Consider the following 22,861-nt stretch of genomic DNA (forward strand, 5'->3'; position numbering starts at 1 on the left):
AGCGGCCCCGCACCGGCCGCCAGGCCCCCGCCACAGCCCCCGGATCCCTCCCGCCGGACCCACTTCGAGCTGCGGATATACCGGATTCGGCGGCGTGCTGAACCCGTTCCCAACCGGCCCCGCGCAGGGTGAGGGGCGAACGCGTCGAGGGGCGAACAGGAGGGGTGGCCATGGAGTTGGCCGAGTTGATCGGGCTCCGTCCGGAGCCCTGTGCCGGGCTGCTGGTCATGCTCACCCAGCGCTGTCCGCTCGCCTGCGCCCACTGCTCGACCTCGTCGTCGATGCTCGGCGTCGACGCCGACGCGGCCGACCTGCTCCGCTTCGTCCGCTCCTTCACCACCGCGGACCGTCCGGAGCTGATGCTGCTGACCGGCGGCGAGCCGCTGCTGCGCCCGGAGCTGGCCGGCGAGCTGATCGCCGCCGCCCGCGCCGCCGGCACCCGGACCGCGCTGCTGAGCGGCATGTTCTTCGCCCGCGCGGCGCGGCCGCCGGAGCGGATTCGGGCCGTACTCACCGCGCTCGACCACTTCTCGGCCAGCCTCGACGCCTTCCACGAACGGGAGGTGGCGCGCGCCGACGTCTTCCGGACCCTGCGGACCGTGCTCGACGCCGGCGTGCCGGTCAGCCTGCACCTCACCGGCGTCGGACCGGACGACCCGTACCTGGCCGAGCTGACGGCCGACGTCCGCCGCACCTTCGGCGACGCCGTGCCGATGCTGGTCAACGAGGTGCGCGCGGTGGGCCGGGCGGCCGGCTGGGCCACCGGGGCGGCCACCGCCCCCGGCCCGGCCGGACGGCCGCTGCCCTGCGCGATGGCCGCCTGGCCGGTGGTCGCGCACGACGGCACGGTGCTGGCCTGCTGCAGTCAGGAGACGGTGGACCGCCGACCGGTCCCGCCGCACCTGCTCCTCGGCCACACCGCCACGGACGACTGGTCGCGGATCCGTCAACGGGCGCTCTCCCGGCCGGTGTTGCGGATGCTGCGGGCACTCGGCCCGGCCCACCTCTACCACCGCTACGGCACCCCGGCCGCCTGCACCGGCTACTGCGCGGGCTGCCGGCTGCTGCCCGACCACCCCGAGGTGATCGACGGCGCGACCCGGGAGGGCTCGGGCCCGGTCGGCGAGCTGATCGACCTCGCCTCGGCCCGCATCCAACGCGCCGCCGGCCCGACCGAGTTGGTCCGCCGCTTCGGCAGCGCCCGGTACGCCGCCCTGGTGGCACCGGGCCGTGCCGAGGACCCGGCCGTACCCGAACAGGCGCCGGCATGAGCGCCGCACTGTCGCGCAGCGCCGCGCTCAACCTCAAACTCGCCCTCGCGGCACCGCCGTTGCACACCGCACTGGCCGCGCTGTGGCGCCCCGAGGGGCTCGCCGAACGGTACGGCCGCTACCTCAGCACCATGCACGAGGTCATCCGGGCCTCCGTCCCGCTGATGGAGCTGGCCGCCCGGCGGTGCGCCGAACGCGGCCCGGCCGATCCGGTGGCGGTGCCGCTGCGCCACTACCTGGAGCGGCACATCGAGGAGGAGTCCGGCCACGACGACTGGCTGCTGGCCGACCTGGCCGCGGCCGGAGAGCAGCCGCCGGGGACCGACCGGCAGCCGCCGCCGGTGGTGGCGCGGCTGGTCGGCCCGCAGTACTACTGGATCGAGCACCATCACCCGGTCGCGCTGCTCGGCTACGTCACGGTGCTGGAGCGCAACGCCCCCGCACCCTGGCTGGCACGCCGGCTCGCCACCGAGACCGGGCTGCCCGACGCGGCCTTCCAGACCGTGCACCACCATGCGGAGCTGGACCGCGGCCACGGCGCGGACCTGGAGCTGCTGCTCGACCGGCTGCCGCTCGACCGGGCCCAGGAGACCGCCGTGGCGGTCAGCGCGCTGCACACCGTCGCGGCCGCCACCGACCTGTTCCTCGGCCTCGCCCGCCCCCGGCTTCCGCTGCCGGTACCCGCCACCGTCCCAGACGAGAGGAACCACGACCGATGAGCACCCCCGAGTGGGACGGCATCGCCGCCCTGGCCGCCGCCGGCTTCCCGGTGGACGCGCTGACCGACGAGCAGTTGGCGGTCTTCGGCTCGCTCAGCCAGGAGGAGCTCACCCTGCTGGTCGACCTCAAGGCCCGGCTGGACGAGGTCGCCCCCGACGTCCAGGCGCACGGCGCGGTCGCCGGCGGCGCCCTGTTCTGAGCCGCTCCATCCCCGACTCCAAGCCGGCCCACCCGGAGGCAGACCATGACATGCCCGTCGTGCCAGGGCGAACTGCCCGACACCGCACGGTTCTGCCTGCACTGCGGCGCGCCGACCGGCCCGGTCGGCTCATCGCCGGCCCGGCGGGCCGACGAGCGCAAGGTGGTCAGCGTGCTCTTCTGCGACCTGGTCGGCTCGACCGCGCTGTCAAGGCGGCTCGACCCGGAGGCCCTGCGCGCCATCACCCTGCGCTACTTCGAGCTGATGACCGGCCGGGTCGAGGCGCAGGGCGGCCGGGTGGAGAAGTTCATCGGCGACGCCGTGATGGCGGTCTTCGGCATCCCGGCGATGCAGGAGGACGACGCCCGCCGGGCGCTGGCCGCCGCGCTCGACATGCGGACGGTGCTGGCCGGCCTCAACGCCGGCCTCAGCACCGGCCTCGGTGTCCGGCTCGACGTCAGGATCGGCGTCAACACCGGTGAGGTGGTGACCAACGCCGACGCCTCGGCACGGCAGGCGCTGGTCTCCGGCGAGGTGGTGAACGTGGCCGCCCGGCTGGAGCAGAACGCCGCCCCCGGCCAGATCCTGATCGGCCCCGACACCCTGCGCGCGGCCGGGCCCGCCGCCGTGGTGGAGAGCGCGGGAGCGCTCGCCCTGCGCGGCCGCGCCGAGCCGCTGCAGGCCTACCGGCTGCTCGGCCTGCGGGCCGACGATCCTGAGCTGTCCCGCCGCTTCGACACCCCGTTCGTCGGTCGTGAGCGCGAACTCGCCGAGCTGGACGAGGCGTTGGCGCGGTCCTCGGCCGACCCCGAGGGCCGCCTGGTGGTCGTGCTCGGCGAGGCCGGGCTCGGCAAGACCCGACTGGTGCGCGAGTGGCTGCACCGCACCCCGGCCCGCCGGGGGTTCGGCCGCTGCCGCCCGTACGGCGAGGCCGGCAGCCTCAGCCCGCTGGCCGACGCGCTGCGCCAACTCCTCGCCGACACTGGGCGGAGCGACGAGACCGGCGCCGCCGAGACGCTGCGCAACGGCCTGCTCCACGACGGCACCCCCGGCCCGTCCGCCGAGGACACCTGCGCCACCATCGTCCAGCTGCTCACAGCGCTCTCCCGCCGCCGCCCGGTGGTGGTGGTCCTGGACGACTTCCACTGGGCCACGCCGGTCCTGCGCGAGACCGTGCTGAAGCTGGCCGCCGCGCTCGCCGGGCGGCCGGTCCTGCTGCTCTGCCTCGCCCGGCTCGAACTCCTCGACCAGGGACCCGAGCTGACCCGCGGCAGGCACCAGGTCCAGCTGACCGGGCTCTCCCCGACCGAGAGCGCGCGGCTGGCGCAGGCCCTGGCCGAGGTGGTCGGCCACCCGGCCGCCGAGCAGGGCCGGGCCCAGGCCCAGGACCAGGACCAGGACCAGGGCCGGGCCCGGGCCCGGGCCCAGGTGCTGCGCCGGGCCGAGGGCAACCCGTTCCATCTGGAGCAGCTGCTCGCCATGACGACCGAGCAGCGCACCCCCGAGGGTCTTCCCCCCACCCTCCAGGCGCTGCTCGGCGCGCGCATCGACGCACTGGACCCCGCCGAGCGGACCGCGCTGACCCTCGCCGCCGTGGTCGGCCGCGAGTTCCACGGCGACGAGCTGGCGCGGCTGGCCGACAGCGGTCCGGAGGGCGGGCCCGGCGGCGAGCTCCAGCCGGACCCGGCCGGCTCCGACCCGGTCCGGTCCGCACTGCACCGGCTGGCCAGGCGGCGCCTGGTGGAGCCGGACGGCCGAGCGGCCCGCTACCGGTTCAGCAGCGGGCTGGTCCAGGAGGCCGCCTACCAGGGGACGGCCAAGCGGGTCCGGGCCGAGCGGCACGAGCGCGTCGCCCGGCTGCTCGCCGACCGCGCCGCGCCGGACAGCCTGATCGGCGGCCACCTCGCCAGGGCCCACCGCTACCGGGGCGAACTCGGCCTGCTGGATTCGCACGGCGTGGAGCTGCGCCGCCGGGCCGCCGCCCATCTGGCCGCCGCGGGGGCCCAGGCGCTGGCCCGGGCCGACCTCGGCTGGGCCGACGAGCTGTTGACCGAGGCGAGCACCCTGGCCCGGCCTGGCGAGCCCGACTGGCTGCCGACCACCTGGCGGCTGGCCGAGGTCCGGCTGGCCACCGGCCGCACCGAGGAGGGCCGCCGGCTGCTGCGCCGGGTGGCCGCCGCAGGTCCGCCCGTACTGGCGGCGCACGCCCGGCTCGCGCTGGCCGTCCTCGACCCCGGCCCCGCCCTGGAGCACGCCACCCGTACCGCCGGCGAGGTGCTGCCGCTCTTCGAGGCGGCCGACGACAGCCTCGGCATCGCCCGCGCCTGCCTGCGCCTGGCCCAGCACCAGCAGCTCCTCGGACGGCACGGCGCCGCCGAGAGCCTGCTCAGCCGCGCCCTCGACCACGCCGTACGGGCGGACGCCGAACCGGAACGGGCGGCGGCGCTCGGCGCCATCGGGGTCTCACTCTGGCTCGGTCCCGTCCCGGTCCCGGTGGCGGTGGCCCGCTGCCGCGCACTGCTGGCCGAGCACGGCACCGGCCGCCGGACGGTCCAGGTCACCCTCAACCTCCCGCTCGCCGTCCTGCTGGCCCTGCGCGCCGACTGGGCCGGGGCCCAGCGCTGCCTGGACGAGGCCCGCCGGGTCGCCGACCAGCTGGGCTTCGCCGAGGCCCGGGCCTTCCTGCCGGTGTTCGAGGCCGAGGTGGCGCTGCTGGCCGACCGGCCCGCCGAGGCCGTCGAGCTGCTCCGCGCGGCCGAGACCGCCTGCCACGAGCTCGGTGCCACCGCCCTGCTCAGCGCGATCACCCGGGACCTGCCGCGCGCCCTGCTCGCCGCGGACGACCACCCCGCCGCGCTCGCCGCCCTCACCGCCGCCGGGCCCGCCCCCGACGACGCCCCGCCTCCCCCCGCCGACGCCGCCGCCCTGCACGGAGCCCTCGCCCGCCTGCGCGCCGCCTCCGCCCCGGCCGATGCCTCCGCCCTGGCCGAACGCGCCCTGGCCGATGCCGCCCGGACCGACTCGCCCGTCGTCCGGGCCACCGCCGCCCTGGACCGGGCACTCACCGCCCTGGCCGTCGGCGACCGGACCCGCGCGGTCACCGCCGCGCGGCTGGCCGCCCGTCACTTCGCCGCCAAGGGACACCTGGTCGGCGCCGGCTGGGCCGCCGGACTCGAGTCCGCCGAACCGTCCGGCCCGTCCGGACCGACCCCCAAGGAGCGAGCCTCCCGATGACCAAGCCATCCACGCCCGCGCTCACCTGGAGCCTGCGTGGCCGTCGCCCGGCGGACATCCCGGTCACCGCCGACGGCCCCGCGCTGACCAGGGAGTGGGCCTGGGGCGGTTCCACCGGCCGCGGCGTGCGGGTCTGCGTCGTGGACAGCGGCGTCGAGCGCGACCATCCGCTGGTCGGCCGGGTCGACGGCTCGTACGTCGTCCGCGCCGACGGCGACGGCGCCCGGGTGGAGCCGACCGAGAGCGGCGACAGCTGCGGCCACGGCACCGCCTGCGCCGGCATCATCCGCCGCACCGCCCCCGACTGCGAACTGCACAGCGTCCGGGTGCTCGGCGAGCGCTTCTCCGGCACCGGCGAGGTGCTGCTGGCCGGGCTGCGCTGGGCCGTCGAGCAGCGCTTCGACGTGATCAACCTGAGCCTGTCCACCACCCGCGAGCAGTACACCGAGGTGCTGCGCGCCATCGCGGACCAGGCGTACTTCGGCCGCAGCGTGATCGTCGCCTCCGCCCACAACACCCCGGTGGAGAGCTACCCGTGGCGGTTCTCCTCGGTCATCTCGGTGGGCAGCCACCAGGAGGAGGACCCGGAGCTGTTCCTCTACAACCCGCGCCCGCCGGTGGAGTTCTTCGCCCCCGGCCAGAACATCGCGGTGCCCTGGCTCGGCGGTAGCACCATCCGCACCACCGGCAACAGCTTCGCCACTCCCTACATCGCCGGCCTGTGCGCCCTGGTACTGGCCAAGTACCCGGGCCTGACGCCGTTCCAGCTCAAGTCGATGCTCTACCTGTCCGCAGCCAACGTCCACACCAGCAGCGACCGAGGTGCCCGATGACCGCGACCGCCACCCACCCGACCACGCCCGACCCGGTCGCCCGCGAGCTGCTCCAGTCCGTGGTCGACACCGCCCGGGCCATCTTCGGCGCCGCGGCCAGCTCGATCTTCCTGTTCGACCGCGACCGCGACGAACTGGTCTTCCAGGCGGTCTCCGGCCAGGGCGAGGAGTTCCTGGTCGGCACCCGCTTCCCGGCCGGACGCGGCATCGCGGGCTGGGTGGTCCACACCGGTGAGCCGATGGTGGTCGACGACCTCTCCCGGAACGACAGCTTCGCCCGCGATCTGGCCGAGTCCACCCGCTACGTACCCGACGCCCTGATGGCCGCGCCGCTGCTGCACGCCTCCGGCGTCCTCGGCGTCCTCGAAGTGCTCGACCCGAGCCCGCAGGCCCGTTCCGACCTCGGCGAACTCGACCTGCTCGCGATGTTCGCCCGGCAGGCCGCCACCGCCCTGCGCGCCGTCCTGGACCGCCGGGTACCGGCCGGCCTCGACACGCCCGGTATCGAGCCAGCCGCCGCCCGTGCGCTGAGCCAACTCGCCCTGCTCGACGGCCCCGGCCGGACGGCCGGCCTGCGCGTGGTCGACGCCCTGCGCGAGCTGCTGCTCATCCGCTGACCTGCCCACCACCGACCGGAGGACCCGTTGAACCCGCCGTCCCGCTCGCCCCTGGGCGCCGACTTCCTCGCTGCCCCGGACACCGTCCTCGCCGAGCTGCGCGAGCGCTGCCCGGTGGTCCGGACCACCACGCCGGCCGGGCGCCCGGTCTGGGTGGTCACCCGGGAGGCCGACGTCCGGGCCGGCTTCCTGGACCCGCGGCTCTCCCTGGACAGCCGCCCGCCGAAGCCGGACCGCCCGCACCGCGCCCTCGACCTGACGCTGGTCAACTACGACCCGCCCGAGCACACCCGGATCCGCCGCCTGGCCACCGCCGCCTTCGCCGCGAGCCGGATCGCGGCCCACCAGGAGCGCATCGCGGAGCTCGCCGAGGCCCGGCTCGACGCACTGACCGAGGGCCGGCCGGTCGACCTGATGGCCGAGTTCGCCGCGCCCTTCGCCTTCGAGGCGCTCTGCACGGTCTTCGGCATCCCCGGGCCGGAGATACCCCGGCTGAGCCGTACGCTCATCGATCTGACCAACCGCCACGACCTCGAACGCGTCGTCACCGACCTCGACGCGGTGGTCCGCACCCTGATCGCCGCCGCCCACGCCCGGCTCGACGCCGAACCCGCCACGGCCACGGCCACCGACCCCGACGTCCACACCGCCGTGGTCCGGGCCTGGCGGGAGAGCGGCCGGGTCAGCGAGGACGAACTGGTCGACCTGATCGCGATGCTGATCACCGCGGGCTTCGACAGCACCGTGCAGGCGCTCGGCCTCGCGGTGCTCGCCCTCGCCCGCCATCCCGAGCTGCTCGCCCGGCTGCACGCCGAACCCGCGCTGCTGCCGGGCGCCGTGGACGAGCTGCTGCGCTGGGACACGCCGGGACCGTTCGGCACCCCCCGGATCGCACGGGACGACCTGGAGATCGGCGGCACCGTGATCCCGGCGGGCAGCACCGTGCTGCTGTCCGTCCTGGCGGCCAACCGCGACCCGCGCCGCTTCGCCGAACCGGACCGGCTCGACCTGGACCGGCCCGGCAGCGGCCGTCACCTCACCTTCGGCCTCGGCCCGCACTACTGCCCGGGCGCCCCGCTGGCCAGGGCCGAGCTGACGGCGGCGCTCGGCGGTCTGGTCCGCCGCTGGCCCGGCCTCCACCTGGCCGTACCGGTGGACGAGTTGCGCTGGCTCGGCGGACACCACCACCGCCGCCTCGGCGCCCTCCCGGTACGCCTGCGGCCGTCCTGACCGGTGGCCTACGCCCGGTCCAGCGGTCCGGACCGGGCATAGGCCAGGTAGCCGGCCTGGAAGCGGCTGCTGGCGCCCAGTGTCTCCATGGTCTCGGCGATGTGCTTGCGGCAGGTCCGCAGCGACATCCCGAGCCTGCGGGCGATCATCTCGTCCTTCATCCCCTCGGCCAGCAGCCGGACGATCGCCTGCTTCACCTCGTCGAACGAGAGGTCGCCGGGGGCGGCGGGCGCGTAGGGATCGGCCAGGGCCCAGGAGTGCTCGAAGGTGCCGCACAGATGCGCCACCGTCGAGGGGTCCCGGATCACCACCGCGCCGTCGCGCGACTCGTGATGCGGGATGATCACCACCTCCCGGTCGAACGCGATCATCCGACCGAACAGCGCGGGCAGCGTGCGCACTTCGGCACCGGCGGCGCTGACCCGCCGGACGTACTCCTGGGTGGGCTGGTGGCGGCGCGAGGTGTGCTGGTAGAGCGTGCGCATCCGCACCCCGCGCCGGATCATCGCCAGGTCGCGCGTGAACGCCTGCTCCAGCAGGTGCGGCGCCCGGGGGCCACCGGGCTGGCAGGTGAGCGCCTCGCTGTGGCAGCTGGCCGTCAGCGAGCTGATCAGATCGATGACGGCATCCAGTTCGAGGATCTCCTGCAACTGCTCGGGTCCCTGCCCCGACCGGTTCCTGGTGTACAGCAGGCCCAGTTGGACCAGTTCGGACCGCACTCGCTCCGCCTCGGCCAACTGCCGCCGCAGTTCCGCCTCGGCCGGCACCAGCAAGCTGGCCGCCGCCAGCTGGGGCGCCACCGCCACCAGCTCGACCTCGCCGCCCGGCCCGCCGGGCAACTGCCGCAGCAGGTGCAGCCGTTGCAGCGCCTTGGCCGACTGAGCCAGCTCCGCCTCCGACAGCCCCAGCTCCCCGGCCGCCGTCGCCTCCAACCGCTCGTGCGCGACCACCCACTGGAAGACCCGGACGTCACGGTCGCTCAGCGCGGGCAGGCTACTGGGTGGGACGGCATCGGTCCGCTCCGCCATCCAGCCCCCCGCAGGCTTCGGGTGATCGTTTGTCACACGCGGAAAGATAGTAGTTATTCTCGTCGTCCCCGTAGGACGAACCGGACGTCGATGGGCCGGTGTTGGCATCGTGAACCTCGATCCGCGGTGGGGTGGGGGAGAGTTCGAACCGGATCCGGATCACGCGGCCGGGCGGCCCGAGGAACTGCCCGTGGAAGGCTCGCCCCTGGCCGTCAACAGAGTGTCGACCTCCGATGGACGGGGGCCGGAGGCGCGTTGACGAACTCCGGACCTCGGTCTCCACCGTGGTGTGTCAGGTCGGGTGGCGGATCAGCGCCGGTGGCCGCACCCGCCGGAGGGGCCGTCGGGATCGTCCTCCGCCCCGCGCCCCGGGCGATCAGCTCCGGCAGCAGCGGGTCCTGACGCATCGTCCCGCCGCACCGCGGCCGTGTCCGCCACCCGGTTGACCGCCCCGCGCACCGGGGTAAGTCAGCATGCATGGACGAGATCCTGGTGGAAGAGAACTTCGCGCACATATCCGGCGACGACATGAACGTCATCCTCGACCTGCTCGACGAGCTGCACCTCGAGGCCGAGCCCACCGCGCCGCGCGGCAACGGCAGAGGCCGCCGCTGGGAGCTGACCATGCACTGGCAGTCGGCGGGACCGCTCCCGGAGAACACCGGCGCGGCACTGTCCGGCGCGGTCGCCAGGATCAGGGACCACTTCGTCACCGCGGGGAAACAGCCGCCGTCGAGGGTCGCCGTGTACGACCGGGACGGACTGGTGCTCCGGACCTTCCAGCTGGACGCCGACTAGCGATCAGCCTCGGGACGTGGCTCCGGCGCGGGCGGGCACGAAGCCGTGAGCGCCCGGGGCCGGCCCCACCGCGGCGAGGGGCGGCACCGCCGGACCGGGTCGGCGGCACCTCATCGACCGTACGGTTACAGGCGGCCGCCGGCGCCGGATGTGTGCTCGGCCACCGGGTGTTCACCGTTCGTAGTCGGGCTCTGCATGGTGGGGGCGGAGGCGGACGGTGTGGGGTTGGCCGTCGAGGGTGAAGGCGAGGTTGAGCCCGCCGTCGCGTCGGAGGAACTCCAGGGTGCGTTCGGCGGCGTCGGGGCGGGTGAGGAAGTAGCGGAAGGCGTCGGCCTGGAGCGCGCCGAGGGGGAGCAGGCGCAGGGATTCCCAGAGGGCGGCGAGGGCGTCGGGGAGGCGAGTGAAGGTCGCGGGGCCGGTGATGCCCTCGATCTCCACGACGACCGGGGCGTTGCCGGTGTTCGGGGCGTTCATGAGGAGGTCCGCCGGGCCGGGCCGACCAGGCACCAGACGGCTTTGCCGATGCCGCCCGGTCTGGGGTGGCAGCCCCAAGCGGTGGAGAGCTGGTCGACCAGCCAGAGGCCTCGGCCGGATTCGTCGTCCTCGTCGGCTGAACCGGCTCTCGGGTGGCCGGTGTTGGCGTCGTGGACCTCGATCCGCAGTGCGGCGGGGGAGAGTTCGAAGCGGATCTGGATCAGGCGGCCGGGCGGGACGGCCGCGTGCTCGACGGCGTTGGCGACCAGTTCGGAGAGCAGCAGCTCGCCGGTCTCCGCGTACTGTTCGCCGCCGTCGAGCCCGGCGAGGAAGTCGCGCAGCAACTTGCGGGCTCTGCTCGCCGACTTGCGGTGACGCGGCAGCCAGCACGAGTGCTCACCCGCCGTCGCGGGCGGACTCTCCAACGTTCCGGACATGGTAAGACGCCTTCCTTGCTTGGCAGTTGGGCTTGATCGGTTGGCGGTCTCGATGGCTGAAGGAAGGCATGGGAATGCCCGAGTGGCTAGCCGCCGTGATCACGCTGTGTCTAGCAAACGACTACTACACGTAGCATGCTCCTGTGTCGGTGCGACTTGCAACAAGAACAGATGCAACTGTGCAGATTGGTTCTTCTTGGCCTCGACAGCCCGTCAGGGGGCAGACTGGGCGCGTCAAGGGAGGAGCGGGCATGACCGACGAATCAAGGCCGACCGTGCGTGGCCGTCGTCTGGGCTCGGAGCTTCGCCGACTCCGAGAATCGGCGGGCAAGACGACCGAGGACGCGGCAGGCGCACTCAAGTGCTCCCGCGCGAAGATCAGCCGCATAGAGACCGGCGCGGTTGGCATTCGGCGACTCGATCTCGGCATCCTGCTGGACCTCTACGGCATCGCCGAATCGAGAGACAGAGACGTCCTTGAGCGTCTGGCACGGGACAGCAAGAAGCGCGGCTGGTGGCACGACTACGGTGACACCATTCCGCCCGCCTATGCCGACTTTCTCGGTCTGGAAGGAGATGCCCGGTACATCCGGACATGGCAACCGCTGGTCCTGCCGGGGTTGTTGCAGACCGAGGATTACGCCCGCGCCTTGTTGGCGGCCAATCCGGCAGCCGTCCGCCCGGAACGCATCGACCAGTTGGTAGAGGTCCGGATGGAGCGCAAGGATGTTCTGGTCAAGCCGGACCCGGCTCGCTTCTGGGCGATCATCTGGGAACCGGCCCTGCGGTGCCCGGTGGGTGGCGTGGACGTGCGCAGAGCACAGCTGGGTTACCTCACCGAGGCGGCACAACTGCCCAACGTCACGCTGCAAGTTGTTCCGCTCGACGTTGGCGCGACCGCTGGGGCATGTGGAGCGTTCGTGATGTTCGGGTTCACGGACTCGCCCACCCCGGGAGCGGTGTTCCTGGAGACGTTGACGAGTAGCCATTACCTGGAGCAAGAGACGGAGCTCGATGGTTACGGGCTCGTCTTCGAGTACCTGCGGTCTTCAGCGCTGAACCCCGCTCAGTCGCTGGATATGATCACCGCCATCGCGGCGGAGACATGAGTACGAGATCAGACAAGAGGGTGAGCGCATGACCGTGCCGGAGATCTCCGCCCGGGGTTGGTACAAGAGCAGCTACAGCGCACAGGCAAACGACTGTGTGGAGACGGGCCAGGTCGTCACCAGCGGAATGGCTGTCCGGGACTCGAAGGACCCGCACGGTCCCGCCCTGGTCTTCCCCGCCGATGCCTGGTCGGCGTTCGTGGCCGGGGTCAAGGCAGGGGAGTTCCCAGCCCTCTGACCCACGGGGTTCCACAGGGCCCCACAAGAATCGCGTAGTTGTGGGAGTGCAGCACGGTCTTCACCGTTTGAGCGGTGGCCGGGCCGTACGCCGTATCCGCCGAGTCCTGGCGGAATCGATGCCGCGCACAGAATCAATCGCGCTCATCGAGCGCACCGCAAAGGGAATGGTTTAGATCATGGTGAGCAAGTCCCTGTCGTCCGCCCCTGCTGCTGGACTCATGTGGCGCAAGTCTTCGTTCTCGGGTGCGCAGAGCAACTGCGTCGAGGTCGCCGACGGCGTCCCTGGCGTCGTCCCCGTCCGGGACTCGAAGGACCCGCACGGTCCCGCCCTGGTCTTCCCCGCCGATGCCTGGTCGGCGTTCGTGGCCGGGGTCAAGGAAGGCGAGTTCCCGACTCTCTGACTCACTGGCCGCGCACCAGGCAGCCCCGGCACGGAACATCCGGCCGGGGCTGTGGCGTATCGAGAGCTACGGCTGGACCTTGAGGCGTTCCGGGATGTGGCCGAGGACCAGGCTGGTGACCGCGTGGTCGATGCTGGGGCCGAGGTACCACTCGCCGGTGTGGTCGAGGCTGTAGACGCGGCCGTCCTCGTCGATGGCGAGCAGGGCCAGTCCGTACTGCTCCTCGCCGAGGGGGGCGACCTGGCGGCCCAGGGCCCGGCCGAGGTCGGCCAGGGTGCGTGGCTGGTGCAGTCCGCAGAGCGGGTCGATCAGGAACGGGGTACGGGCCATCAGCCGGCCGGCGCCGGACTGGTCGAGGAACAGGCCGCCGAACTCGGCCCAGACCTCCACGGCGGCCGGGAACACGGTGTGCCGTGGCCCGGCCGGGCTGCCGTGACCGGCCAGTGTGTCCGCCCACTCCTCGGCCTGGCGGATCTCCCAGCGTCCCGGGTGCCAGCCGGCCTGCTTGAGTGCGGCGGCGACATCGGCGGGGAAGCGGGGCTGGGTGCGGAGGGCGGACGCGTTCAGGAGGTGCTCCGGTGGTCGGCTACGGGGCGGCGGACAGGGCGCGGCGGTTTACGGCGCGGTAGGTCCGATGGCGACGCTCGCGACGGTGAGGTGTTCGAGCAGCGGGGCGCAGGAGCGGCACGGCGGCGCGTGCGTACCGTGCGCGGGGTCGCCCTCCTCGCGGATCCGGACGGTGGTCAGCCGGGCGCCCTTGAGCGCCTTGCGGGCGTCCTGGATGGAGAGCGGCTTGCGGGAGGCGCGCTTGGAACGGGCCGAGTCCACCTTGACCAGGTACTGGGAGAGCAGTACCGCCTCCGGGCAGCGCCCGAGGAAGCGCTCCCGGTGCTCCATCGGGAGGGTGGCGAGGAAGTCGCCGACCAGGGGGTGCAGCCGGGGCCGGTTCTCCGGCTTGTCACCGGCCAGGGTGTGCACCTCGCCGTTTCTGAGTGAGAGCGCGGCGGCCACCGCGGGCAGCAGGCTGTCCCGGTGGTGGCGCAACACCGGGGCCGCGCCTGGCTGTTCCGGGTGCTGCACGCTGCTCCTCGCTCTCCACTGCCCGGCAGGCTCGGGCTGCCGGAGGTCTGCTGACGGTCGGTGACACCTTGCGGTGAGGATCCAAGACTGCCAAACATCCATGACGATCGCCGACTCGGGGTGGAGGGACCGCCGCTTCGGGGCCGTTCGGGCGGTGGCGGGTACGGCCGCGGGTTTCCGGATTCGGACCACGACCGGTGGCGGCGGCCGGTAGCGTTCGGGCAGCGGAGCAGGGCCGTTCGAACTGCGGGGAGCGGTTCGGGCCGGTTCCGGACAGGGGCGGTGGGGGCTGCCGGGCCACGAGGTGCCCAGGCGCCGGGCAAGGGGGGTCTTGCGATGACGTACGCGCCTGCGGGCGAACCGGATCGACCACGGGCGAGGGGCGGCCCGGCTGCCGGGCAAGGGGCGCGTCAGGAGCCCGACGCGCGGGGTGCGGACGCCGCCGCGCCGGAGCGGATCGGCCTGGCCGTGGTCGGCGCCGGGTACTGGGGGCCGAACCTGGTCCGCAACGCCCAGCAGACCCCGGCGCTGCGCCTGCACTGGCTCTGCGACCTGGACGAGGAGCGCGCCCGCCGGGTGCTCGGCCGGTACAGCACGGTGGGGACGACCACCTCCTTCGACGAGGTGCTGGCCGACGAACGGGTGCGGGCGGTCGCCATCGCCACGCCCGCCGCCACCCACTACCGGCTGGTACGGGCCGCGTTACGGGCCGGAAAGCACGTCCTGGTCGAGAAGCCGGTCACCACCACCGCCGAGGAGGCCGCCGAGCTGGTCGAACTGGCCGAGCGCGGCGGGCTGGTCCTGATGTGCGACCACACCTTCTGCTACACGCCGGTGGTCCGCCGGATCCGCGAGCTGTTGCACGGCGGTGACCTCGGCGACCTGCAGTTCTTCGACTCGGTGCGGATCAACCTCGGCCTGGTCCAGCCCGATGTGGACGTCCTGTGGGACCTGGCCCCGCACGACCTGTCCATCCTCGACTTCGTCCTGCCGCCCGGCGTGGTCCCGGTCGGCGTCAGCGCCCAGGCCGCCGACCCGATCGGGGCCGGGCGCGCCTGCGTGGCGTACCTGACGGTGCGGCTCAGCAACGGCGCGCTCGCCCACTGCCACGTCAACTGGCTCTCCCCGACCAAGGTGCGGACCACCCTGATCGGCGGGTCCCGGCGCACCCTGGTCTGGGACGACCTCAACCCGCAGGCCCGCCTGGCGATCCACGACCGGGGCGTGGACCTCACCCCGCCCGAGCGGCTGACCGAGGAGATCCGCCACCAGGCCCAGGTCTCGTACCGGGTCGGGGACATGGTCGCGCCCGCACTGTCCGAGCAGGAGGCGCTGCGCGCCGTGATGGCCGAGTTCGCCAGCGCCGTCACCGAGGGCCGGGCCCCGCTCACCGACGGCCGTGCCGGGCTGCGGGTGCTGCGCCTGCTGCACGCCGCCGCCCGCAGTCTGGAACTCCGGGGCGCCACCGTGCCGGTGGACGCCGAACAGCCGACCATCACTCAGGAGAGGGCTGCCGCCCGATGAACGCTGTCACCATTGAGGGCTCCCGCTGCCTGGTCACCGGAGGGGCGGGCACCATCGGCTCCACCGTGGTGGACCAGCTGCTCGCGGCCGGGGCCCGCGAGGTCGTGGTGCTGGACAACTTCGTCCGCGGCCGGATGGCCAACCTCGCGCACGCCGAGTCCGTCGCCGCCCCGGGGCAGCTGAGGGTGGTGGACGGCGACATCCGCGACCGCGCGCTGCTGCGCGACCTGCTCGACCCCGCGACCGACCTGCTCTTCCACCTGGCCGCGATCCGGATCACCCAGTGCGCCACCGAGCCCCGGCTCGCCCTGGAGGTCATGGTGGACGGCACCTTCGACGTGGTCGAGGCCGCCGCCGAGAAGGGCGTCGGAAAGGTGATCGCCTCCTCCACCGCCTCCGTCTACGGCCTCGCCGACACCTTCCCCACCCCCGAGACCCAGCACCCCTACAACAACGACACCCTCTACGGCGCCGCCAAGGTCTTCAACGAGGGCCTGCTGCGCAGCTTCCACGCCATGTACGGCCTGGACTACGTCGCCCTGCGCTACTTCAACGTGTACGGGCCCCGGATGGACGTGCACGGCAGGTACACCGAGGTGTTCATCCGCTGGATGGAGCGGATCGCCGCCGGGCAGCCGCCGCTCATCTTCGGCGACGGCGCGCAGACCATGGACTTCGTCTACACCGAGGACATCGCCCGGGCCAACCTGCTGGCCGCCGCCGCCCCCGTCACCGACCGGGTCTACAACATCGCCAGCTCCACCGAGGTCTCGCTGCGCGGCCTCGCCGACGCCCTGCTGGCCGCGATGGACTCCGGCCTCGACGTCGAGCACGGCCCGGCCAGGGGCACCGCCGGCGGGGTGGTGCGGCGGCTCGCCGACATCTCGGCCGCCCGGCGCGACCTCGACTGGAAGCCGGAGACCGGCCTGGAGGACGGCCTGCGCAAGCTGGTCGCCTGGTGGCGCGAGCAGTAACCCTGTTGTCCGGCCGCGTAGTTCGGAGTTCACAGTGACCAACATTCCCGTCATGGTGCCGTGGCTCGGCGAGGAGGAGGCCGAGGCCGCCGCCGAGGCCGTCCGCTCCGGCTGGGTGGCCCAGGGCCCCCGGGTCGCCGAGTTCGAGCGGGCCTTCGTCGCCCACCTCGGCGTCCCGCACGCCGTCGCCGTCTCCTCCTGCACCACCGCGCTGCACCTGGCCCTCATCGGGGCGGGCGTCGGCCCCGGGGACGAGGTCGTGGTGCCCTCGCTCTCCTTCATCGCCACCGCCAACGCCGTCACCTACCTCGGCGCCGTGCCCGTCTTCGCCGACGTGGACCCGGCCAGCGGCAACCTCACCGCCGGCACCGTCGAACCGCTGCTCACCGAGCGTACGAAGGCCGTGATCGCGGTGGACCAGGGCGGCGTCCCGGTGGACCTGGACGCCATCGGGGCGCTGGCCCGCCCGCGCGGCATCGCCGTGGTCGAGGACGCCGCCTGCGCGGCCGGCGCGCTGCTGCGGGGCCGGCCGGCGGGCAGCACCGCCGAGATCGCCGCCTTCTCCTTCCACCCGCGCAAGCTGCTCACCACCGGCGAGGGCGGCATGGTCACCTGCCAGGACGGCGAACTCGCCGCCCGGCTGCGGCGGTTGCGCGAGCACGGGATGAGCGTCTCGGCCACCGACCGGCACGCCGGCGGCGGGGCCGCCGCCCTGGAGACCTACGACGAGATCGGGTTCAACTACCGGATGACGGACGTCCAGGCCGCGATCGGCCTGGTCCAGCTGCGCAAGCTGCCCGAACTCGTCCGCCGCCGCCGCGAACTCGCCGACCGCTACCGTGCCCTGCTCGGGCCGCTGGGGACGCGTCTGGTCGCCGACCCGGAGCACGGCAGCGGCAACTACCAGAGCTGCTGGCTGCTGCTGCCCGAGGGCGCCCCGGACCGCGCCGAGGTGCTGGACCGGCTCGCCGCCGCCGGGATCTCCGCCCGGCGGGGCATCATGGCCGCCCACCTGGAGGCCCCGTACAAGGGCACCGGGCGGGTACCGCTGCCCGCGACCGAACTGCTCACCCGGCGCTCCCTGATCCTGCCGCTCTACCACTCGCTGACCGAGGAGCAGCAGGACCGGGTGGTCGCCGCGGTGCGCGCCGCCGTGGGGTGAGAAGTCCGGGGTGCGACCCGGCCGTCGGGTAACCGGGAGTCCTCCGCTCCCGGCCTCCGGCCGGGGCCCCGCGCGCTTCCCGCGCCCTCGGTGCGCCGCCCGCGCCCGGGGGCGCCGCCTGGCCGATCACCCGCGCCATCGACCGACCGTCCTGTCCCAGAGCCGCCCGAGGGGGCCCGTATGACCGCCATTCCGCTCGTCGATCTGCAAGCCGCGCACGCCGAGGTGGCCGAAGAGGTACGCGAGGGCTTCGACCGGGTGCTGGCCACCGGTGCCTACATCAAGGGGCCGGACGTCGCCGCCTTCGAGGCCGAGTACGCCCGGTTCTCGGGGGTACGGCACGCGGTCGGCACAGCGAACGGCACCGACGCCCTGGAACTGGCCCTGCGGGCGCTGCGGCTGGCACCCGGCTCGGGTGTGGTGCTGCCGGCCAACACCTTCGTGGCCACCGCCGAGGCCGTGGTCCGCGCGGGCCTGCGGCCGGTCCTGGTCGACGTCGACCCCGAGCACCTGCTGATCGACCCGGCCCGGGCCGCCGAGGCGCTGCCCGGTGCCGCCGCGCTGATCCCGGTCCACCTGAACGGCCAACTCGCCCCGATGCGGCCCCTGCTGGAGCTCGCCGACGGCCGCCCGGTGATCGAGGACGGCGCCCAGTCCCAGGGCGCCCGCCAGGACGGCCGGGTCTCCGGCTCCTGGGGCCGCATCTCGGCCACCAGCTTCTACCCGGGCAAGAACCTCGGAGCGTACGGCGACGCGGGCGCCGTGGTCACCGACGACGAGGAACTCGCCGCCGCCGTACGCCTGATCGGCGACCACGGCTCGGGACGCAAGTACGTCCACGAGACCTTCGGCTTCAACTCCCGCCTGGACACCCTGCAGGCCGTGGTGCTGCGGGCCAAGCTGCGCCGCCTGCCCGGCTGGAACGAGTCCCGCCGGGCCGCCGCCGCCCGCTACGACGAACTGCTCGGCGGGCTGGCGGGGATCTCACTGCCGCGCACCCTGCCCGGCAACGAGCACGTCTGGCACCTGTACGCGGTGCGGGTGGCCCGGGGGCGGGACGAGGTGCTCGCGGAACTCCACGCCGCCGGGATCGGCGCGGGGATCCACTACCCGGTGCCGGTCCACCTGCAGCCCGCCTTCCGGGAACTCGGCCACGCCGAGGGCAGCTTCCCGGTCACCGAACGGGCGGCGGCGGAGATCCTCACCCTGCCGCTCTTCCCGCAGATCACGGCGGCCCAGCAGGAGCGGGTGGCCGAAGTCCTGGTCAAGGCCCTGCGCTGAGCCCTTTGAGGGCAGGACTTCTCGGGCACGGACCTTTCGGACACGCACCTTTCAGGGCAGCGGGGTGACCATCAGGGGCGCGGGGAACTGCGCGAAGCGGGAGGCATCGATGCCGCACGTACCTCCGGCGGACAAGGTGCACCGCCCCACGGGCTCTCGGGGTGCAACCGGCTCGACAGATCCGACCGACCGCAGTCGCCTTCCGACTCGCGCAGTTCCCCGCGCCCCTGATCGTTGTCCCGTCGCTGCGGAGGCTCTCCGGACCGTCCCGGCAGGGTGGTGCGGGGACCCCCTAGGCTGGGTCCAGCAATCGGCATGGACAAGGTCGCAGCAGCCAGTGGGGGCAACCAGATGACGACTCGGCCCGGCATCGCCGCGGCGCCGAACGCGGCGTACGCGGGCCAGGTGGTGTACTTCCCGGACCCGGTCCGGGCCGCGAGCCACCCGGTCGGGGTGCGGGTGGACGAGCGGGGCTACCCGGACTTCAGCCCGTACGCGGTCGCCGCCGCCGAGGTCGCCGACCCGCCCGAGGACCTGGGCGTGGACGAACTGCGGCTCACCGACTACGTGTCGGCGAACGCCGCGCTCTTCACCCGGGGCCATGAGCTCTGGGCCGACCTGGCCACCGGCGTGGCCACCCCGCCCGGCTGGACCTGGCACCACGTGGTGGGCCGGGCGGCGCCGGGCTGGCGCCGGATGGAACTGATCCCGGTCGAGGTCAAGGCGCTGCTGCGGCACCACGGAGGGCTGGCCTGCTCCCGTGCCGACCACGGCCGCCGGGGCACCCGTCCGCTCCAGGAGCACCGCCCCGCGCACTTCCCGCTCGCCATGGACGGCGGCGACCCGCTCAGCGTCGGCGAGGACCTGGTGCAGCGGGCCGAGCAGCGGCTCGGCCACCCGCTGCCCGCCGCCTACCGCAGCTTCCTCAAGCTGGCCGGCGGCCGGGGGCCCGCCGGGGTCGCGCTGGACACCGAGTTCGGTCTGCTGCTCGACCAGCCGTTCCTGACGCTCAGCGAGGAGTACGGGATCCGCGACCTGGTCTATGCCAACAAGTGCCTGCGCGACCACCTCACCAAGGACTACCTGGCCATCGCCTACGTCCAGGGTGGTCTGCTCGCGCTCAAGGTGCGCGGCGAGCAGGTCGGTTCGGTCTGGTTCTGCCTCTACGACGACGCCCGCGACACCGGCGCGCCGGAGAGCCCCGAGGACCGGGTCGCCCGGCTGCTGCTGCCCTGCGGCGCGACCTTCGACGAGTTCCTGCTCCGGCTGGCCGGCAGCCCGCCGGAGCTGGAGACCGTGGCGGGGATGATGGTGGACGGCGGGTTCGCCCGCGCCGTACCGGTGAACTGATGATGCGTTGGGGCGCAGGCCGCAGGAGGACTGAAGGGGTGGACCTGGCGTGGTGACGTACGCGCAGGCGCAGGAACTGGCCGACGACTGGATCAACGGCGGGGTGCCGCGCTCGCAGCAGCGCGAGGTCCGGGTACGGGAGTTCGACCTGGGCTTCGTCTGCTGGGCGGAGGACCGGGCGGCCGCCCCGTCCGACACCGCCGGCGGACCGGCCGGACCGGTCGGTCCGGGTACGGAGATCCGGATGGTGATCGCCCGGGAGGGCGGGGCCAGCACGCTCTGGCCGCCGCTGCCCGTCAACGAGGTGGTCCGCCTGTACGAGGAGCAGTACGGCGGGCAGAGCGCCCCCAACCCGGCGGGTGCGGCCAAGCCCGTCCAGGGGGCGGTCGAGGCGACCTCCTTCCTGCTCACTCCTCCGCAGTGGCTTGAGGAGGCAGGTCAGGCGGCGATCGCGGCGGAGGCCGCGCACCTCGACGGGGCGGCCGGTGCCGCCGCTGACGCCGGTTTCGGCGCGCTCCCCGTGCCGCCGCCCGCGCAGCCGGTGCGGCTGACCGCGCCGCCCGTCTCGGACCGTCCGGCGGGCGACGCCCCGACGATGCTGGGCCCGTCCGAGCCCATGGCCGCCATGGCGCCCGGTACCCCGGTGCCCGGCGTCCCGGTGCCTGGTACCCCGGTGCCCGGCGTCCCGGCAGCGGGCGCGCCACCGTTCCCGCAAGCCCCCGTGCCGATGGCGGGAGCCCCCATCCCGTACGCCGGCGGTGTGCTGCCCGGTGACCACCCGGCCCCGGACGGCGCGCCGGGTGAGCCCGCGCTCCAGTCCACGCCGCCGATGCCCTCCCAAGCTCCCGCCGCCGGTGGCCCGGGGATCGAGTACGCGCCCACGATGCTCGCGACCGACGGTGCACCGGGCCTGATGGGTCTGCCCGGTGCCCCGGGGGTTCCCGGCGGGCCGGGGGCGACCGAGGCCCCGTCCGCAGGGCCGGCCGGCCGTTCGGCGCCGACCGCGCCGCCGCCTCCGCCGCCCGCCGAGCTGCGCGGTCCGTCCGCCGCCCAGCCCGGCCCGGCGGCCGGGGGGCGGGGGCCGAGTGCGCCTCCGCCGCCTCCGCCCGCCGAACTGCGGCCCGCCGCGGGCGTCCCGGCACAGGCCGGGCCCGGCGGCCGTTCGATGCCGACCGCGCCGCCGCCCCCGCCGCCCGCCGAACTGCTCGGCGGGGGAGCCCAGCGGCCCGCCGCCCCCGCGGCGCCGAACCCGGCTGCGGCGGGCATCGCGTACGAGGCGACCCAGCTGGCCCAGGCGATCGAGATGCCGCCTCCGGGGCACGGCACGCCGCCGCACGGCGGCCCGGCCGTTCCGCCGCCCGGTGTGCCGAACGGCGCCGGTGTTCCCGTGATGCCCAATGCGCCGGTGCCTCAGGGGGCGCCCGGTGTGCCGCCGTCGCCGCCCGGGCCCGCTCCGGTGCCGGGTGTCGGGTACGGCTACCCCGTGGCCGGTGCGCCGGTGCCTCAGGGGGCGCCCGGTGTGCCGCCGTCGCCGCCCGGGCCCGCTCCGGTGCCGGGTGTCGGCTACGGCTACCCCGTGGCCGGTGCGCCCGGGCCTGCCGTACCCCCGCCGGCCCCGGCCGTGCCGGTCCAGAGCGCGCCCCCGGTGGCGGGTGCGCCGGGCGGTGCCCCCGGTGTGCCGTCGATCGGGCCCGGCACGGCGGCCGTGGTCAGCTACCGGGGCCCGGACGGCTCCGAGCAGAAGCTGATCCTCCGCAGCGAGCCGGGCACCCCGCACCCGGAGTGGAAGGCGCTGCACGAGCTGCGCCGGCTCAACGTCCCGCCGGACCAGGTGCTCGAACTCCACACCGACCTGGAGCTGTGCGACGTGCCCGGCGGCTACTGCGCCCGGATGGCGCGTGCCTCCTGGCCGAATGTCCGGCTCAGCCACACCGCCCCCTACGGCCGGGACCACCAGTCGCGGCAGGCGGGCATGGCGGTGCTGGTCGACCACGTCGACCAGCTGCACCAGCTGGCCGCCGCGCCGCAGCGCCCGCGGCCGGTCCGCGCGCCGCTGCCGCCGCCCGGCAGCGTTCCGCAGCTGCCGCCGCTCGCCCCGCAGCAGCTCGCGGGCGAGCTCGGGCAGGCCTTCGGTCCGGGGGTGTTCCGCTTCGAGCAGCGGGCGGTCTCCAGGCAGGGCGTGCCCGAGGCGGTGGCGCAGACCCTGGTGTGGGCCGGGCTGCCGCGCGACTTCGCGCCGTTCTTCTGGGCCCACGCCCAGGAGGGCAGGCCGATCCCGACCCTGGCGGAGCTGGCCGCCGAGCGCGGACTGCCGACCGGTCCGGACTTCGGCGGCTACCTGGTGCTCGGCAGTGACTACGGCCGCCAGCTCTGCGTGCAGTACGGCACGGCCGCGGTGATCTCGGTCGAGATGGAGCCGGGCGGCGAGCCGGTGCGCTTCGTCAACTCCGGGGTCCCGGAGTTCGTCCGCAGCCTGGCCCTGCTCGGCCGGATGTGGCGCCTGCGCTACGGCCTCACCCCGGAGCAGGCGGGCCGGTGGACCACCGACTTCCAGGCCCAGCTGCTCGCCATCGACCCGGCGGCCCTGCAGTCGCCGGAGACCTGGTGGGGAGTGCTGCTCGAACAGTTCTGGGACGGGATCCTCTGATCCTCGCGGACCCTCGTACGGGCCGTGCCGGCGCGCCGGCACGGCCCGTACGCGTCCGGCGGGCCAGGAGGAGAACCGGACATTCCGGTGAGGCCGGCCGGGGCCGGGGAACCAGGAGCCGACCGCCGAACGTCCTTACTGGTCATGCGCGATGCACGGGAGGTTTCGAGCAAGCGGAACGGGACTGATCGGGGTACCCGTTCACGCGGTCGAGTGGCGCTGTCCTGTTTGGGTTTCCTCCGTATCCGCGCA

General features: G+C 74.2%; 22 protein-coding genes. 17 read left to right on the forward strand and 5 right to left on the reverse strand.

Annotation, left to right across the window (positions count from 1 at the left end):
• Positions 1–170 precede the first annotated feature (170 nt).
• From ACSMTC_RS22240 to ACSMTC_RS22270, 7 genes are read left to right on the forward strand one after another with little or no spacing between them, the layout of a single operon-like run.
• Entirely contained in the window at positions 171–1,271 is a 1,101-nt protein-coding gene (locus ACSMTC_RS22240) for a radical SAM protein (RefSeq protein WP_436561467.1), read from the forward strand.
• Positions 1,268–1,990 carry an iron-containing redox enzyme family protein gene (locus ACSMTC_RS22245; protein ID WP_436561468.1) on the forward strand — a complete coding sequence of 241 codons (723 nt, stop codon included), beginning with the start codon at positions 1,268–1,270 and terminating at the stop codon, positions 1,988–1,990. Before ACSMTC_RS22240 ends, ACSMTC_RS22245 begins: the two co-directional genes overlap by 4 nt.
• Entirely contained in the window at positions 1,987–2,190 is a 204-nt protein-coding gene (locus ACSMTC_RS22250) for an aroma-sacti cluster domain-containing protein (RefSeq protein ID WP_436561469.1), read from the forward strand. Before ACSMTC_RS22245 ends, ACSMTC_RS22250 begins: the two co-directional genes overlap by 4 nt.
• Before the next feature lie 45 nt (positions 2,191–2,235).
• Positions 2,236–5,424, forward strand: coding sequence for an AAA family ATPase (locus tag ACSMTC_RS22255; RefSeq protein ID WP_436561470.1), 3,189 nt, complete (start codon positions 2,236–2,238; stop codon positions 5,422–5,424).
• Positions 5,421–6,257, forward strand: a complete 837-nt coding sequence (locus ACSMTC_RS22260) for a S8 family peptidase (protein ID WP_436561471.1) — start codon at positions 5,421–5,423, stop codon at positions 6,255–6,257. Before ACSMTC_RS22255 ends, ACSMTC_RS22260 begins: the two co-directional genes overlap by 4 nt.
• Positions 6,254–6,874 carry a GAF domain-containing protein gene (locus ACSMTC_RS22265; protein ID WP_436561472.1) on the forward strand — a complete coding sequence of 207 codons (621 nt, stop codon included), beginning with the start codon at positions 6,254–6,256 and terminating at the stop codon, positions 6,872–6,874. The genes ACSMTC_RS22260 and ACSMTC_RS22265 overlap by 4 nt, the downstream gene beginning before the upstream one ends.
• 27 nt (positions 6,875–6,901) lie before the next feature.
• Positions 6,902–8,104: a cytochrome P450 gene (locus tag ACSMTC_RS22270; protein WP_436561473.1), complete on the forward strand. Its 1,203-nt coding sequence runs from the start codon at positions 6,902–6,904 to the stop codon at positions 8,102–8,104.
• A gap of 8 nt (positions 8,105–8,112) precedes the next feature.
• On the opposite strand, the gene ACSMTC_RS22275 is transcribed toward ACSMTC_RS22270, so the two are convergent.
• Positions 8,113–9,168 carry a helix-turn-helix transcriptional regulator gene (locus ACSMTC_RS22275; protein ID WP_436561474.1) on the reverse strand — a complete coding sequence of 352 codons (1,056 nt, stop codon included), beginning with the start codon at positions 9,166–9,168 and terminating at the stop codon, positions 8,113–8,115.
• Positions 9,169–9,609: 441 nt separating this feature from the next.
• Here ACSMTC_RS22275 and ACSMTC_RS22280 point away from each other — a divergent pair, with 441 nt between their 5' ends.
• A complete protein-coding gene (locus ACSMTC_RS22280; protein WP_436561475.1) occupies positions 9,610–9,930 on the forward strand; it encodes a hypothetical protein in 321 nt (106 codons plus the stop codon).
• 171 nt (positions 9,931–10,101) lie between these two features.
• Here the strand turns inward: ACSMTC_RS22280 and ACSMTC_RS22285 are convergent, their stop codons facing one another.
• Both ACSMTC_RS22285 and ACSMTC_RS22290 read right to left on the reverse strand, forming a co-directional pair.
• A complete protein-coding gene (locus ACSMTC_RS22285) occupies positions 10,102–10,404 on the reverse strand; it encodes a hypothetical protein (RefSeq protein WP_436561476.1) in 303 nt (100 codons plus the stop codon).
• Entirely contained in the window at positions 10,401–10,841 is a 441-nt protein-coding gene (locus ACSMTC_RS22290) for an ATP-binding protein (protein WP_436561477.1), read from the reverse strand. The genes ACSMTC_RS22285 and ACSMTC_RS22290 overlap by 4 nt, the downstream gene beginning before the upstream one ends.
• Positions 10,842–11,092: 251 nt before the next feature.
• Here ACSMTC_RS22290 and ACSMTC_RS22295 point away from each other — a divergent pair, with 251 nt between their 5' ends.
• The 3 genes from ACSMTC_RS22295 to ACSMTC_RS22305 all read left to right on the forward strand — a co-directional run bounded on the left by ACSMTC_RS22295 (position 11,093) and on the right by ACSMTC_RS22305 (position 12,591).
• The gene (locus ACSMTC_RS22295; RefSeq protein ID WP_436561478.1) at positions 11,093–11,950 is read left to right on the forward strand and encodes a helix-turn-helix domain-containing protein; all 858 of its coding nucleotides are present in this window, start codon (positions 11,093–11,095) and stop codon (positions 11,948–11,950) included.
• A 28-nt stretch (positions 11,951–11,978) separates the two neighbouring features.
• Entirely contained in the window at positions 11,979–12,188 is a 210-nt protein-coding gene (locus ACSMTC_RS22300; RefSeq protein WP_436561479.1) for a DUF397 domain-containing protein, read from the forward strand.
• Positions 12,189–12,366: 178 nt separating this feature from the next.
• Positions 12,367–12,591, forward strand: coding sequence for a DUF397 domain-containing protein (locus ACSMTC_RS22305; protein WP_436561480.1), 225 nt, complete (start codon positions 12,367–12,369; stop codon positions 12,589–12,591).
• A gap of 66 nt (positions 12,592–12,657) precedes the next feature.
• Here ACSMTC_RS22305 and ACSMTC_RS22310 read toward each other — a convergent pair whose 3' ends face one another.
• Positions 12,658–13,158: an SUKH-3 domain-containing protein gene (locus tag ACSMTC_RS22310; RefSeq protein WP_436564767.1), complete on the reverse strand. Its 501-nt coding sequence runs from the start codon at positions 13,156–13,158 to the stop codon at positions 12,658–12,660.
• Positions 13,159–13,206: 48 nt separating this feature from the next.
• Positions 13,207–13,671: a YwqJ-related putative deaminase gene (locus ACSMTC_RS22315; RefSeq protein ID WP_436561481.1), complete on the reverse strand. Its 465-nt coding sequence runs from the start codon at positions 13,669–13,671 to the stop codon at positions 13,207–13,209.
• A 336-nt stretch (positions 13,672–14,007) separates the two neighbouring features.
• Between ACSMTC_RS22315 and ACSMTC_RS22320 the strand changes: the two genes are divergently transcribed.
• The 6 genes from ACSMTC_RS22320 (at position 14,008) to ACSMTC_RS22345 (ending at position 22,609) form a co-directional block, all read left to right on the forward strand.
• Positions 14,008–15,195 (forward strand): Gfo/Idh/MocA family protein, encoded by a 1,188-nt coding sequence (locus tag ACSMTC_RS22320; RefSeq protein WP_436561482.1) that lies wholly within the window; start codon positions 14,008–14,010, stop codon positions 15,193–15,195.
• The gene (locus ACSMTC_RS22325) at positions 15,192–16,169 is read left to right on the forward strand and encodes an NAD-dependent epimerase/dehydratase family protein (protein ID WP_436561483.1); all 978 of its coding nucleotides are present in this window, start codon (positions 15,192–15,194) and stop codon (positions 16,167–16,169) included. Before ACSMTC_RS22320 ends, ACSMTC_RS22325 begins: the two co-directional genes overlap by 4 nt.
• Before the next feature lie 34 nt (positions 16,170–16,203).
• Positions 16,204–17,331: a DegT/DnrJ/EryC1/StrS family aminotransferase gene (locus tag ACSMTC_RS22330; protein ID WP_436561484.1), complete on the forward strand. Its 1,128-nt coding sequence runs from the start codon at positions 16,204–16,206 to the stop codon at positions 17,329–17,331.
• Between the two features lie 180 nt (positions 17,332–17,511).
• Positions 17,512–18,612 carry a DegT/DnrJ/EryC1/StrS family aminotransferase gene (locus ACSMTC_RS22335; protein WP_436561485.1) on the forward strand — a complete coding sequence of 367 codons (1,101 nt, stop codon included), beginning with the start codon at positions 17,512–17,514 and terminating at the stop codon, positions 18,610–18,612.
• Positions 18,613–18,963: 351 nt separating this feature from the next.
• On the forward strand, positions 18,964–19,962 hold the full coding sequence (locus tag ACSMTC_RS22340; protein WP_436561486.1) for an SMI1/KNR4 family protein: 999 nt from the start codon (positions 18,964–18,966) through the stop codon (positions 19,960–19,962).
• A 52-nt stretch (positions 19,963–20,014) separates the two neighbouring features.
• Positions 20,015–22,609, forward strand: coding sequence for an SUKH-4 family immunity protein (locus ACSMTC_RS22345; RefSeq protein WP_436561487.1), 2,595 nt, complete (start codon positions 20,015–20,017; stop codon positions 22,607–22,609).
• The last annotated feature ends 252 nt before the right edge of the window (positions 22,610–22,861 follow it).

Source organism: Kitasatospora sp. HPM-01-4 (assembly GCF_051374625.1).
Lineage (GTDB): Bacteria > Actinomycetota > Actinomycetes > Streptomycetales > Streptomycetaceae > Kitasatospora.